Here is a 12,829-nt window from a genome sequence, read left to right as displayed (position 1 = left end):
GCTTGGCTGCGATCGACTTCGACGTTGAACTGAGGCGGGCCGGCGCATATGCGACCGGCGGCTGGCGGCGCGTGCTGTTCATGGCGCAGCGGCATGTGCTGGGCGCGGCCGGCCTCGTCATCATAACGGTGTTCGTGCTGACCGCGATCTTCGCCGACTTCATCGCGCGCTACGATCCGCTGACGGTCGATTCCGCCCGCGCGCTGGCCCGCCCGAGCCTCGCGCACTGGATGGGCACCGATTCCTTCGGCCGCGACGTGTTCAGCCGCATCATCCACGGCGCGCGGATCTCGCTCGCGGTCGGGCTCGGTTCGACCGCGCTCGGCGGCACGATCGGCGTCATCGTCGGCCTCACCTGCGGCTATCTCTCGGGCTGGGTCGATCTCGTCTTCCAGCGCGTCTCCGACGTTCTCCAGGCGCTGCCACTGCTGGTGCTGGCCCTGGTGATGACGGCGGCGCTCGGCCCTTCGCTGCCCAATGTGATCATCGCCATCGCCATCCCGCTGATCCCGACGGTCGCGCGCGTCATCCGCGCCAATACGCTGGCGCTGCGCGAGCAGCCCTTCGTCGAAGCTGCCAAGTCGATCGGCATGAGCGAGATGCGGATCGCGCTGCGCCACGTTCTGCCGAACACGCTGGCGCCGCTGATCGTGCTGGCGACCGCGCAGCTCGGCTCGACCATCCTCACCGAAGCCTCGTTGTCCTTCCTCGGCCTCGGCATTCCCGAGCCTTATCCGTCATGGGGGCGCATGCTGTCGGAATCCGCCGCCGAATATGTTCGCACCGCGCCGTGGCTCGTGATCTTCCCGGGCATCGCGATCAGCCTCGCCGTGTTCGGCGCCAACCTGTTCGGCGACGCCCTGCGCGACATCCTGGATCCGAGGCAGCGCGGCTGATGGCGGACAAATCCGATCTCGTGCTCGACGTGAAGAACCTGAAGACGGTGTTCTTCACCAATTCCGGCCTGTTCAAGGCCGTCGACGATCTCTCGTTCAGTGTCAGACGCGGCGAGACGCTGGCGATCGTCGGCGAATCCGGCTGCGGCAAGAGCGTCACCGCCCTCTCCTTGATGCGGCTCGTGCCGGATCCGCCCGGCCGCATCGTCGGTGGTTCCGTCACGCTCGAAGGCACCGAGCTGCTGTCGCTGGATGAAGCGCAGATGCGCGCGGTCAGGGGCAACCGCATCTCCATGATCTTCCAGGAGCCGATGACTTCGCTCAATCCGGTGATGCGAATCGGCGACCAGATCGCCGAGGCGGTGCGGCTGCACCGGAGCATCACGTCGAAGGAAGCGCAGAATATCGCGGTCGAGATGCTGCGCCTGGTGCGCATTCCCGAGCCGGCACGACGCGCGCGGGAATATCCGCATCAGCTGTCCGGCGGCATGCGCCAGCGCGCGATGATCGCGATGGCGCTGGCCTGCCGGCCGGCGTTGCTGATCGCGGACGAGCCGACCACCGCGCTCGACGTCACCATCCAGGCGCAGATCCTGGCGCTGATCCTCGACCTTCAGAAGGAGCTCGGCACCGGCCTCGTGCTGATCACGCACGATCTCGGCGTCGTCGCGCAAACGGCGCAGCGCGTGATCGTGATGTATGCGGGGCGAAAGGTCGAGGAGGCCAGCGTCGAGGCGCTGTTCGCCTCGCCAATGCATCCCTATACGCGCGGGTTGATGGCCTCGATCCCGGCCGTCCCGGCATCCGGTGTCCCGGCGCAGGCGCGGCTGAACGAGATCCCCGGCACGGTGCCCTCGCTGGTGGGGCTGCCGAAGGGCTGCGCCTTCGCGCCGCGCTGCAAGCTCGCCATCAAGCGTTGCGAGGCCGAGTATCCGCCGCTGGCCGACTGGGGCGGCGGCCATCTCGCTGCCTGCTGGCGCGCGGAAGAAGTCGCGGAGGTGGCATGACCGAAGCGCTGCTCGAAGTTACCGACCTCAAGAAGCACTACCCGGTGCGCGCCGGCGTGTTGCGCCGCCAAGTCGGCACCGTGCATGCGGTCGACGGCGTCTCGTTCGCGCTCGGGACCGGCGAGACGCTCGGCCTCGTCGGCGAATCCGGCTGCGGCAAGTCCACGGTGGCGCGGAGCGTGCTGCGGCTGGTCGAGCCGACCTCGGGCCAGATCCGGCTCGACGGCGAGGACATCACCCATCTGTCGAAGACGGCGCTGCGCCCGCACCGGCGTTCGATGCAGATCGTGTTCCAGGACCCGTTCGCCTCACTCAATCCGCGCATGACTGCGGGCGACATCGTCGGCGAGCCGCTTGCCGTGCACGGGCTTGCAAGCGGCAAGGCGCTGGAGGCGCGCGTCGCAAGGCTGTTCGAGCAGGTGGGCCTGCGGCCCGACCAGATGCGCAACTTCCCGCATCAGTCCTCCGGCGGCCAGCGCCAGCGCATCTGCATTGCGCGGGCCCTGGCGCTGGGGCCGCGCCTGATCGTCTGCGACGAGCCGGTGTCCGCGCTCGACGTCTCGATCCAGGCGCAGGTGATCAACCTCCTGATCGACCTGCAACGTCAGCACGGCTTCTCCTACCTCTTCATCGCCCACGACCTCGCCGTGGTCGCCCATATCAGCCACCGCGTCGCGGTGATGTATCTCGGCCGCATCGTCGAGATCGCCGAGAAGGACGAACTGTTCCGCAACCCCCGTCATCCCTACACGCAGGCCCTGCTCGCGTCGGTGCCCGTCGCCAACCCGCTCGCGAAGAAGCTCGCTCCGCTGGTCGACGGCGACGTGCCGAGCCCGGTCAACCCGCCTTCGGGCTGTGCGTTTCACACGCGCTGCCGATTTGCGATGGAACGCTGCAAGACGGAGCGGCCGGCGCTGGCGGACGCCGGCGACGGGCACCAGGTGGCGTGCTTGCTCAATGAGGGGACGGGGCGCGGCCAGTAGGCCGCAACGCCCGGATCACCGGCCAGGCCGCCAACGCCGCGGCCAGATGCTTGAGCGTGTGGCCCGAGACGATGTGCCCGGTCGCTTCGAACACTGTCGCGTCACCGAGTTCGAAGAGTTTCGCCAGCACATAGAAGAAGATCACGCCGCCGAGCGGCACGCCGAGCGCACCCGGCAGGGGTCGTGTGAACGCCAGTCCCACGGCGAGAGCCATGCCGCCGAACTGCACGACCACCCATGGAGTGAGATTCTCGTGCGCCACCCAGGCCGCGAGCAGTCCCGCAACCATCATCAGCACCAGCACCGCTTCGCCTGCGCGCACGCTGATGCGCTCGCTGGCCGCGATGCCAAGAAAGCCCGCGAACGCCACCGCCATGCCGAGGCGATCGGCCACGAGCCGCTGCGGCATGTCGGGGTCCAGATGATAGAAGCCTGAGCCCAAGCAGGTGAGGATCAGTCCGATGAAGAACCAGCCTGCACCCACGGGCGCATCATTGCGGGCGCGCAGCCGCTCCGTGCCCCAGACACCCATCGCGAGGAAGGCGAGATTGCTCAGCACGTCGGCGGCATTGGGCACACCCAGCCAGGGGCGGGTGTCAACGAAATGCGGGATGTGCCAGGCGGCGGCAGGCAGCGCAGGTGCTAGCAGCACCACCACCGCAAGGACGAACAGCGCGCCGACCAGGCATTTTTCGCGGACCGTTGGTACGGCGAACGGCAGCCGGCTGGACACTGAGGGGAGCGCGGCATCCGTCTCTCGGGCGGGATCAGTTGCGCGCGGCATGCGAGCCTCCATACGAACTGAACGATGTTCATATTTGTCGCATGAAAATGAACACCGTTCAATCCGAATTGTGCGGCAGCATGATTCGCGACCTATCGTATTGAAATTCTTCGTATTTCATTGATCAACAGGCGATGGGCACGCGCTAGGCGCCGTTGCCCACCCGATACTGCATTCGCGGCGCTACCCCGCCCCGATCTCCGCCACGATCCTGCCTGTCGTCACCTGCTCGCCTTCGGCAACGTCGATCGCCGCGACGATGCCGTCGAGGCCGGCCTTGTGGACGTGCTCCATCTTCATCGCTTCCAGCGTCAACACCGGCTGGCCCGCGGTGACGCGGTCGCCCGGCTTGACCAGGACGGCGACGACGCGGCCATTCATGGCGGCGCGGACCTTGCCGTCACCGCCGTTGCTTGCTGCAGCCTTCGGCGCCGCCAGCGTGAGATCGATCGCCGCAAGCGGGATGCCGCGATGCTGGAGGTAGAGCCGGTCGGCATCGCGCAGGAATTTGGCGCTGTCCATCACACCGTCATGGCGAAAGCGAATCGCATCGGCATCGAGCTGCTCGATCTCGAACCTGTCCTGACGGCCATCGGTGGCGACGGTGTAGCTGCCATCGCGCTCGCGCGTGACTTCGAGCTCGTGGACGTGGCCGGCGATCTCGAGTTTCGCCGGAAGCGGGAACGTTGCGGACAGACTCCGACCACTTTGCCAGGCAGGCGCGCGCGGATTTGTGACGTAGAGCAGCAAGCCCGCCAACACCGTATCGAACGCAGCGCCCCTGCGCGGCGCCAGCAGCTCGTCGCGATGCGCACCGATGAAGGCTGTCGTCGCCTCGCCCTTGGCAAAGCCGGAGTGACGCAGGCAGGACATCAGGAACGCCTGGTTCGTGGTCACGCCAAACGCCGTGAGCTGCTCGAGGCCGACGATCAGCCGTCCCCTCGCCTCCTCGCGACTCCCGCCATGGCTGATGATCTTGGCGATCATGGAATCGTAGAACGGCGGGATTTCGGAGCCCGACTGCAGCGCGTGCTCGACGCGGATGCCGTCGGGCACCTGCCAGCGTGCCATGCGGCCGGACTGCGGCATGAAATCCTGCGCGGCATCCTCCGAGCAGAGCCGCACCTCGATGGCATGGCCCTCGAAGCGGATGTCCTGCTGCTTCACCGGCAACGGCTCACCGCGCGCAACGCGCAGCTGCAACTCGACGAGATCGAGCCCGGTGACCGCCTCGGTCACGGGATGCTCCACCTGGAGACGCGTGTTCATCTCCATGAAGTAGAACCCGCCACGTTCGTCGAGCAGGAACTCCAGCGTCCCCGCCCCCTCGTAACGCAGCGCCTTTACCGCGGCGACTGCGACCTCGCCCATCCTCGCCCGCAGCTCAGGCGTCACCGCGGGCGACGGCGCTTCCTCGATCAGCTTCTGGTGCCGCCGCTGCACCGAGCAGTCGCGCTCGCCGAGATGGATGGCGCTGCCGTGGCTGTCGCCGAACACCTGGATCTCGATATGGCGCGGGTTCTGGATCGCACGTTCCAGGATGACAGTGGGGTCGCCAAACGCGGCCTTCGCCTCGGAACGCGCACTGCGCAGCGCATCGGGAAACGAGGCTGCATCGGCCACGAGTCGCATGCCGCGCCCGCCGCCACCCGCAACCGCCTTGATCATCACGGGAAAGCCGATCTTTCTGGCTTCCGCGAGCATCACCTCGTCGCCCTGGTCTGCGCCCTGATAGCCGGGCACGATGGGGACACCGGCCTTCTTCATGATCTCCTTGGCGCCGGCCTTATTGCCCATTGCCTCGATCGCCTGCGGCGACGGGCCGATGAAGACGAGACCGGCCTCCTTGCAGGCGCGCGCGAACTCCTCGTTCTCGGCGAGAAAGCCGTAGCCGGGATGGACGGCATCCGCGCCGCTCGCCTTCGCGGCTCCGATGATCGCGGGAATGCTGAGATAGGATTGCGCCGGAAGCGCTTCGCCGATGCGCACGGCCTGATCGGCCTGCCGCACGTGGAGCGCATCGCGGTCGGCATCCGAATAGACCGCGACGACGCTCAAGCCCAAGCGCCGCGCGCTACGCATCACGCGCAATGCGATCTCGCCGCGATTGGCGATCAGGACCTTGAAGAACGGCCGGTGCTGCACTGATCCGTTCCTCATGGCCGGGCCACCGAAAACTGCATGCGCTGGGGTATGCGCGCATCGCCCTCGCGGCAGACCGCGAGCACTTCGGACAGCACCGCACGGGTGTCACGCGGGTCGATCACGCCGTCGTCGAGCACGCGTGCGCTGGTGGAGAACACATCCATCTGGCCGTCGAACACACCGACGATCTGCGCCTTCATCGCGTCCAGCTTGTCCTTCTCGATCGGCTTGCCGCGGCGCGCCGCAGCAGCTTCAGTCACGATCGCCATGGTCTCGGCCGCCTGCTCGCCGCCCATCACGGCCGTCTTGGCATTCGGCCAGGAGAAGCAGAAGCGCGGATGGAAGCCGCGCCCGCACATGCCGTAATTGCCGGCCCCGAACGAGGCGCCGCAATAGATCGTGATCTGCGGCACCGTCGCCGAGGTGACCGCCTGGATCATCTTGGAGCCGTGCTTGATCATGCCGGCTTCTTCATAGGCCTTGCCGACCATATAGCCGGTGGTGTTGTTCAGGTAGAGCAGCGGCGTACGGGTCTGGCAGCAGGCCTGGATGAAATGCGTCGCCTTGTTGGCGCCGGCGGGATCGAGCGGGCCATTGTTGGTGATGATGCCGATGGCCTGCCCTTCGATGCGGGCATGACCGCACACCGTGGCGGGCCCGTAATTCGGCGCCATCTCGGTGAAATCGGAATCGTCGATGATGCGCGCGATCACCTGCTTCATGTCGACCGGACGCTTGTGATCCATCGGCATGATGCCGAGCAGCTCGTCCTGGTCGTAGCGCGGCGGCTTGAATTCTGGCGTCGCCCTGCCCGGCCGCTCCCATGCCAGCGCTCCCATGATCTCGCGCGCGATGCGCAGCGCGTCGCGATCGTCCTCGGCCAGGTAATCACCGAGGCCGGAGACCTGTGTATGCATCTCGGCGCCGCCGAGCTCTTCCTCGGTCGCGATCTCGCCGGTCGCGGCCTTCAGCAGCGGCGGCCCGGCGAGGAACGCACGGGTGCGGCCACGGACCATGACGATGTAATCGGAGAGACCGGTCTGATAGGCGCCGCCCGCGGTGGACGAGCCGTGCGTGACGGTGACGACCGGCAGGCCGGCCGCGGAAAGACGCGCCAGATTGCGAAAGATGTTGCCGCCGCGGACAAAATCCTCGACGCGGTAGCGCAGCAGGTTTGCGCCGGCGCTTTCGACGAGCTGCACGTAAGGCAGCTTGTTCTCAAGCGCGAGCTCCTGCACCCGCAGCGTCTTGTCGAGACCGTAAGGCTGCAGCGCGCCGGCATCGATGCCGGAATCACTGGCGCTGACCATGCAGCGAATGCCCGAGACGAAGCCGATGCCGGCGATGACGCCGCCGCCGGCACGCTCTTGTTCGCATCCGGCACGTCGAACATGTAGCCCGCGAGCGTCGACAGCTCGATGAAGGGCGCACCGGGATCGAGCACCAGGGCAACGCGTTCGCGCGGCAGCAATTGTCCGCGCTTGTGGAAGCGATCCTTGGCCGCGGCCGACGCCGCCCGTGTGCGCTCTTCCAGCGCGCGCATGCGGTCGATCAGCGCGAGCATGCCGTCACGGCTGGCCTGGTACGCGGCGCTGCCGGGGGAAATGGTGTTTTCGAGAATGGACATGACTCTATCCCAGTCGTCATTCCGGGGCGCGACGAAGTCGGGAGCCCGGAATCCATAACCACGATCGGGAGTATGGATTCCGGGCCTGGCCCTTCGGGCCATCCCGGAATGACGGAGTGTATGACTACCTGTTCGTCCCAAAGATCTTCCGCGCCTCGGCCGGGCTCGCGATCTCGCGGCCGGCACGCCGCGCGCAGGCGGCGACGGCTTCGATGAGCTGGCCGTTCGAGGTCACCTTCTTGCCGTCGGCGAGATAGAAGGTGTCCTCGAGGCCGGTGCGCAAGTGGCCGCCGAGCTCGGCGCAGCGCTGGTGCAACGGCCAGATCTCCTCGCGGCCGATCGCGGTGACCTGCCAATGCGCCTCGGGGCGCTTCAGCTTGATCAGGATCGGCAGCAGCTCGGGATCAGCAGGCATGCCGGAGGCGACACCCATCACGAAATTGTACTCGAGCGGGCCGCTGTACATGCCGACCTGGCGATACATGCCGACGCAGCGGACGATGCCGACATCGAAGCACTCGAACTCGGGGATGGTGCCGACTGCGTTCATGACGTCGAGATAGTCCTTCACCTTCTCGACCGCATTGTCGAACATCATCGGCGGCCAGGCCCAGGTGTTGTCGGCCTTCACTTTCAGGTAATTCAGCGAACCGGCATTGCAGGCGGCGATCTCCGGCCTGGTCTCGCGGATGCAGTCGAGCGCGCCTGAGTAGTTCGGCCCTGACACGCCCGAGGTGTGGTTGATGATCACGCCCGGGCACGCCTCGCGGATCGCCTGCTGGATCTCCTTGCTGACGGCGACCTCCCAGGACGGCAAATGCCCCTTGTTCGGCGCCTGCTGGCGCAGATGGATGTGCATGATGGACGCGCCGGCGTCGAACGCAGCCTTGGCCTCGCGCGCCATCTGCTCGGGCGTCACAGGCACGTTGTGCTGCTTCGGGTCGGTGAGCACGCCGTTCAGCGCGCAGGTGATGACGGCCTTGTCGCTCATGCCACTAATGTCTCGCACGTTGAGAATTCAACGCTTGCGATCATGTGACGCGCGACATGCGGCTTCTTGCGCGGAGAAGCTGGAAAGCAACGACAAATCGTAGGGTAGGCAAAGGCGCCCTTGCGCCTTGCCCACCGCATTTCAAGGTTCGGCGACGATGGTGGGCACGCTACGCTTTGCCCATCCTACGAGACCGAAGTCAGCTCGCTTCGGCAAGCCGCACCGTCTCGGTGCTGCGGTAGATCGCAAGGTCGCGCGAGCCGACGAAGATCGCACGCGGTTTCAATCCGTAGAAGCGGCGGATCGAGTGACTGAAATGCGTCGAGTCGGGATAGCCGATGTCCTGCGCGAGATGAGCGAGGTTGAGGTCCTGGTTTGCGAAGTGCAGCAGATGCCGCGCGCGCTTCCAGGCACGGAAGGAGCGGAAGGAGATGCCGGTCTCCTCCTTGAACAGATGCAGGAAGCGCGATGCCGAGAGGCCCGCTTCTGCCGCACACGTATCCGCCGTCACCGGCTCGCCGGAGAAGCGCCCGATGCGGGCGACCGCACGCATCACGCGCGGATCGAGCACGCGGCGCGGCAGCGCCTCGCCAAAGCACATCTCGTCGAACTCGGCGGTGGTGATGTCGCCGTAGCGGCGGTGGCGCAGCAGCGTGTAGGCGGCCAGGATCTTGCGCGCATAGGCGGCCTTGTCCGGACCGCGCAGCCGCTCGGCCAAAGCCTCGATCACGCCATCCGGCATGCTCTCCGGCTCAAGCGTCACGCTGACGACGGTGCGATAGTCGCTGGCGATGGTGTGCCGCTGGTTCGGCAGGGTCACGACCAATTCGTCCGAGGTCTGGACGTCGTCGGTCGTCAGATGCAGGCTGCCCTTCACCGCGACATAGACATGGCAGCTACCGGGGGTGCGCTTGCGGGGCCGGCCGAGCAGGCCGGCATAGAATACCCGCTCGGGCGTGATCAGCATCAGATGGTCGGATTCGCGACCTTTATCTTCCATTGGGGTCCTCCTCGCGCGGCTCTCTGGCCGCTGCGGACGGAGGTCATGCGCATCGCCCCGGAATGACGGAAACTTACGCCCTCACCCTCGCCGCAACATTCTGCTCGGCGCCAGCCTTCTGCTCTGCAGCAACCGCGCGCTTGAAACCGTCGCGCTGCTGCAGGCGAGCCCAATAGGCTGCGACATTTGGCCCAAAATCCTTGGCGAGCCCGATGTTGCTCGCCAGGCGAAGCGCGTATCCGATGACGATGTCAGCGGCGGTGAAGCGGCCCGCGCACAATGTTTCGGCATTCGCCGTGGCTGCCTCGACGGCGCGCAGGCGTCCCAGAAACCATTTGGCGTAGTCGCCGGCAACTTGCGGGTTGCGGCGCTCCTCCGGCTCGAGCTGGGTGTATCGGAGCACCAGCGTCTGCGGGAAGGTTAACGTGGCGTCGCTGAAATACATCCAGTTCAGGAAGGCGCCATAGGCGGGATCCTCCGGTCCGACCATCAGCGGCGTCGGTCCGTACTTGACGCCGAGATAATGGCAAATGCCGGAGGATTCGGTCATCTTGGTTTCGCCGTCGACCATGAAGGGAATCGTGCCCAGCGGATTGAGCACAAGATATTCCTTGGCGAAGACGCGCGGCGGGAACGGCAGCATCTTCAGCTCATAGGGCAGCCCCATCTCCTCCAGCATCCAGAGCGGGCGAAACGAGCGCGCGGCGTCGCAGTGATAGAGCGTGATCATCAGGCACTCCCTTTGCTGCCGGGCAGCGTACCCATCATCTTGCACAGGACCATCAGCATGACCTCGTCGGCGCCGCCGCCGATCGAGGTCAGGCGGCTGTCGCGATAGGCGCGGCTGACCGGCGTCTCGTTGGTAAAGCCCATTCCGCCCCAATATTGCAAGCAGGCGTCGGTGAGCTCGCGGCCGAGGCGGCCGGCCTTCAGCTTGGCCATGGTCGCAAGCCTCGTCACGTCTTCGCCCGCCACCAGCTGCTCGGCGGCACGATAGATCAGCGCGCGCAGCAGTTCGACCTCGGTCTGCATCTCCGCGAGCTTGAAGTGCACGACCTGGTTGTCGAGGATGCTCTGGCCAAAGGCTTTGCGATTGCGAGTGTACGCGATGGTCTCGTTGATGATGTATTCGTGCGACTTGAGGCAGGCGGCCGCGCCCCACAGCCGCTCCTCCTGGAACTGGATCATCTGGTAGGTAAAACCCTTGCCCTCCTCGCCCATGCGGTTGCGCTTGGGCACGCGGACATTGTCGAAGAAGATCTGCGCTGTGTCGGAGGAACGCATGCCCATCTTGTCGAGCTTGCGGGCGACCGTGACGCCCTTGCTCTTCATGGGCACGCAGATCAGCGACTTGTTGCGATGAACGGGGCCGTCGCCGGTGTTGGCGAGCAGGCAGATCCAGTCGGCCTGCGTGCCGTTGGTGATCCACATCTTGCCACCGTTGATGACGTAATCGTCGCCGTCGGAGCGCGCTTGGGTCTTGATCGAGGCGACATCGGAGCCCGCGCCGGGCTCGGACACGCCGATGCAGGCGACGAAATCGCCCGAGATCGAGGGCGCCAGGAATTCGCGCCGCACCTCGTCGGAGCCGAACCGCGCCAGCGCGGGCGTCGCCATGTCGGTCTGCACCCCGATCGCCATCGGCACACCACCGCAGGTGATGGCCCCTAACTCCTCCGCCATCATCAGCGCGTAGGAGTAGTCGAGGCCGGAACCGCCGAACTCGACCGGCTTGTTCAGACCGAGGAAGCCGAGATTGCCCATCTTCTTGAACAGCTCGTGCGCCGGGAAGATGTCGGCCTTCTCCCATTCATCGACGCGAGGATTGATCTCGTTCGCGATGAACTTCTGCAGGCTGCGGCGGATGTCGTGGTGGTCGGCGGTGAATAGCATTTTGCTCCTGTCATTCCGGGGCGGCGCGAAGCGCCGAACCCGGAATCTCGATATTGTTGGACTCATCTCTGGGTCCCGGGTTCGCGCTGCGCGCGCCCCGGGACGACGGTTATCACAACCCCATCTGCCTCGACGCCAGATCCTTCATGATCTCCTCGGTGCCGCCGCCGACGGCATTGACCTTGACCTCGCGGTAGATGCGCTCGGCCTTGATGCCGCGCATGAAGCCGGCGCCGCCGAAGATCTGCACGGCTTCCGAGGCGCAGAAGGCCATGGTCTGCGTCGCCTGGTTCTTCATCATGCAGATTTCCGCGACCGGGCTTTCGCCCCGCTCCAGCCGCCAGGCCAGCATCTCCAGCATCGCCTGGGATGCCGCGACCTTCTGCGCCATGTCGACGATCTTGTGGCGGATCACCTGGTGCTGGGCGAGCGGCTTGCCGAAGGTCTTGCGCTCTTTCGCATAGGCAACCGCCTCGTCGAGGCAGACCCGGGCGAAGGCGGTGCAGCTTGCCGCCATGCCCATGCGCTCGCTGTTGAAGTTCTGCATGATGATCTTGAACCCCTGCCCCTCCTCGCCGATCAGGTTTCCTGCCGGGACGCGGCATTGGTCGAAATGCAGCGTCGCGGTGTCGGAGGCCCACCAGCCCATCTTCTTCAGCTTCGTCCGCGACAGGCCAGGCGTGTCGCCTTCGATCAGGAGCAGGCTGACGCCACCGGCGCCCTCGCCACCGGTGCGCACCGCAACAGTCAGATAGTCCGCGCGCATGCCTGAGGTGATAAAGGTCTTCTCGCCGCTCACGACGTAGTGATCGCCGTCGCGCCGGGCCCGGGTACTCAGGTTCGCGACATCGGAGCCGCCGCCAGGCTCCGTGATCGCGAGCGCGGAGATCTTCTCGCCGGAGAGCACTTGCGGCAGCACGCGCCCCTTCACCTCCGGACGAGCTGCGCGCGCGATCGGCGGCGAGCCGATGGTATGGCTCATCAGGCTGGCGCTGACACCGCCGGCGCCGGCGCGCGCCAGCTCCTGGCTGGCGACGATCTTCATGAACTGGTCGGCGGTGATCCCGCCATATTCCTCGGGAAAACCGAGCCCCATGAGGCCGATCTCGGCCGCCTTGCGATAGAGCACGCGCGGGAATTCACCGGCCTCGTCCCACTCATGGGCGAACGGGGTGATCTCCTTCTCGACGAAACGGCGCATGACGTCGCGAAAGGCGTCGTGCTCGGCGGTATAGAACGGGCTCTTCATTGCAGTCTCGCCCTGTTGGCGGATTCGCTCGTCCACCATGGCTGGAACATTTGCCATTCACTTGCGCGGAGTGGCTGGCCATCGGAGCCGCTCCACCGCAGCCTATGGCCTAGCAACTCCACGCAAGACGATTTTCGTCCCGCACAGGCTAACTCTGGCTCAAAAAACGTTGCTGCACAAACTCCGGCTGGCGCCACGCCGGGCATGGTGCACGGGCAGCAAGAGGGAGGGCGGCACCGACCGCCGAGGGAGGA

Annotated in this window: 10 protein-coding genes and 1 pseudogene; 3 read left to right on the top strand and 8 right to left on the bottom strand. The window is 66.0% G+C overall.

The genetic code is table 11. The features are described 5' to 3' along the window. Positions 1-2: 2 nt before the first annotated feature. The 3 genes from ABIF91_RS17920 to ABIF91_RS17910 are packed head-to-tail and all read left to right on the top strand — an operon-like array spanning position 3 to position 2,886. The gene (locus ABIF91_RS17920; protein WP_035673039.1) at positions 3-896 is read left to right on the top strand and encodes an ABC transporter permease; all 894 of its coding nucleotides are present in this window, start codon (positions 3-5) and stop codon (positions 894-896) included. After that, on the top strand, positions 896-1,903 hold the full coding sequence (locus ABIF91_RS17915) for an ABC transporter ATP-binding protein (RefSeq protein WP_028178964.1): 1,008 nt from the start codon (positions 896-898) through the stop codon (positions 1,901-1,903). The genes ABIF91_RS17920 and ABIF91_RS17915 overlap by 1 nt, the downstream gene beginning before the upstream one ends. After that, positions 1,900-2,886 (top strand): ABC transporter ATP-binding protein, encoded by a 987-nt coding sequence (locus ABIF91_RS17910; protein WP_028178965.1) that lies wholly within the window; start codon positions 1,900-1,902, stop codon positions 2,884-2,886. Before ABIF91_RS17915 ends, ABIF91_RS17910 begins: the two co-directional genes overlap by 4 nt. Here ABIF91_RS17910 and ABIF91_RS17905 read toward each other — a convergent pair. The 8 genes and pseudogenes from ABIF91_RS17905 to ABIF91_RS17870 all read right to left on the bottom strand — a co-directional run bounded on the left by ABIF91_RS17905 (position 2,858) and on the right by ABIF91_RS17870 (position 12,575). After that, the gene (locus tag ABIF91_RS17905) at positions 2,858-3,670 is read right to left on the bottom strand and encodes a hypothetical protein (protein ID WP_028178966.1); all 813 of its coding nucleotides are present in this window, start codon (positions 3,668-3,670) and stop codon (positions 2,858-2,860) included. The genes ABIF91_RS17910 and ABIF91_RS17905 overlap by 29 nt on opposite strands. A gap of 183 nt (positions 3,671-3,853) precedes the next feature. Then, complete coding sequence (locus tag ABIF91_RS17900; RefSeq protein WP_028178967.1) at positions 3,854-5,830, bottom strand: acetyl-CoA carboxylase biotin carboxylase subunit; 1,977 nt, start codon at positions 5,828-5,830, stop codon at positions 3,854-3,856. Continuing rightward, positions 5,827-7,442 (bottom strand): annotated as a pseudogene (locus tag ABIF91_RS17895) (acyl-CoA carboxylase subunit beta). The gene ABIF91_RS17900 and the pseudogene ABIF91_RS17895 overlap by 4 nt, the downstream one beginning before the upstream one ends. A 124-nt stretch (positions 7,443-7,566) precedes the next feature. Then, positions 7,567-8,433 (bottom strand): 3-keto-5-aminohexanoate cleavage protein, encoded by an 867-nt coding sequence (locus ABIF91_RS17890; RefSeq protein ID WP_035673007.1) that lies wholly within the window; start codon positions 8,431-8,433, stop codon positions 7,567-7,569. A 199-nt stretch (positions 8,434-8,632) separates the two neighbouring features. Beyond that, the gene (locus ABIF91_RS17885; RefSeq protein ID WP_028178969.1) at positions 8,633-9,433 is read right to left on the bottom strand and encodes a helix-turn-helix domain-containing protein; all 801 of its coding nucleotides are present in this window, start codon (positions 9,431-9,433) and stop codon (positions 8,633-8,635) included. A gap of 73 nt (positions 9,434-9,506) precedes the next feature. Continuing rightward, positions 9,507-10,163 (bottom strand): glutathione S-transferase family protein, encoded by a 657-nt coding sequence (locus ABIF91_RS17880; RefSeq protein ID WP_028178970.1) that lies wholly within the window; start codon positions 10,161-10,163, stop codon positions 9,507-9,509. Continuing rightward, entirely contained in the window at positions 10,163-11,326 is a 1,164-nt protein-coding gene (locus tag ABIF91_RS17875; RefSeq protein ID WP_028178971.1) for an acyl-CoA dehydrogenase family protein, read from the bottom strand. Before ABIF91_RS17875 ends, ABIF91_RS17880 begins: the two co-directional genes overlap by 1 nt. 112 nt (positions 11,327-11,438) lie before the next feature. Then, entirely contained in the window at positions 11,439-12,575 is a 1,137-nt protein-coding gene (locus ABIF91_RS17870) for an acyl-CoA dehydrogenase family protein (RefSeq protein ID WP_028178972.1), read from the bottom strand. Positions 12,576-12,829: the final 254 nt, after the last annotated feature.

Origin of the sequence: Bradyrhizobium sp. USDA 241, from assembly GCF_049739505.1 — a bacterium.
Taxonomy (GTDB): Bacteria; Pseudomonadota; Alphaproteobacteria; order Rhizobiales; family Xanthobacteraceae; genus Bradyrhizobium; species Bradyrhizobium liaoningense.
The sequence above is the reverse complement of the archived record's forward strand: the minus strand, read 5'-3'. Positions and strand labels throughout refer to the sequence as shown.

Excerpts from the sequence above, each read along its gene's own strand:
- ABIF91_RS17915 (WP_028178964.1), top strand. The coding sequence starts at position 896 with ATGGCGGACAAATCCGATCTCGTGCTCGACGTGAAGAACCTGAAGACG.
- ABIF91_RS17910 (WP_028178965.1), top strand. The coding sequence starts at position 1,900 with ATGACCGAAGCGCTGCTCGAAGTTACCGACCTCAAGAAGCACTACCCG.
- ABIF91_RS17905 (WP_028178966.1), bottom strand. The coding sequence starts at position 3,670 with ATGCCGCGCGCAACTGATCCCGCCCGAGAGACGGATGCCGCGCTCCCC.
- ABIF91_RS17900 (WP_028178967.1), bottom strand. The coding sequence starts at position 5,830 with ATGAGGAACGGATCAGTGCAGCACCGGCCGTTCTTCAAGGTCCTGATC.
- ABIF91_RS17890 (WP_035673007.1), bottom strand. The coding sequence starts at position 8,433 with ATGAGCGACAAGGCCGTCATCACCTGCGCGCTGAACGGCGTGCTCACC.
- ABIF91_RS17885 (WP_028178969.1), bottom strand. The coding sequence starts at position 9,433 with ATGGAAGATAAAGGTCGCGAATCCGACCATCTGATGCTGATCACGCCC.
- ABIF91_RS17880 (WP_028178970.1), bottom strand. The coding sequence starts at position 10,163 with ATGATCACGCTCTATCACTGCGACGCCGCGCGCTCGTTTCGCCCGCTC.
- ABIF91_RS17875 (WP_028178971.1), bottom strand. The coding sequence starts at position 11,326 with ATGCTATTCACCGCCGACCACCACGACATCCGCCGCAGCCTGCAGAAG.
- ABIF91_RS17870 (WP_028178972.1), bottom strand. The coding sequence starts at position 12,575 with ATGAAGAGCCCGTTCTATACCGCCGAGCACGACGCCTTTCGCGACGTC.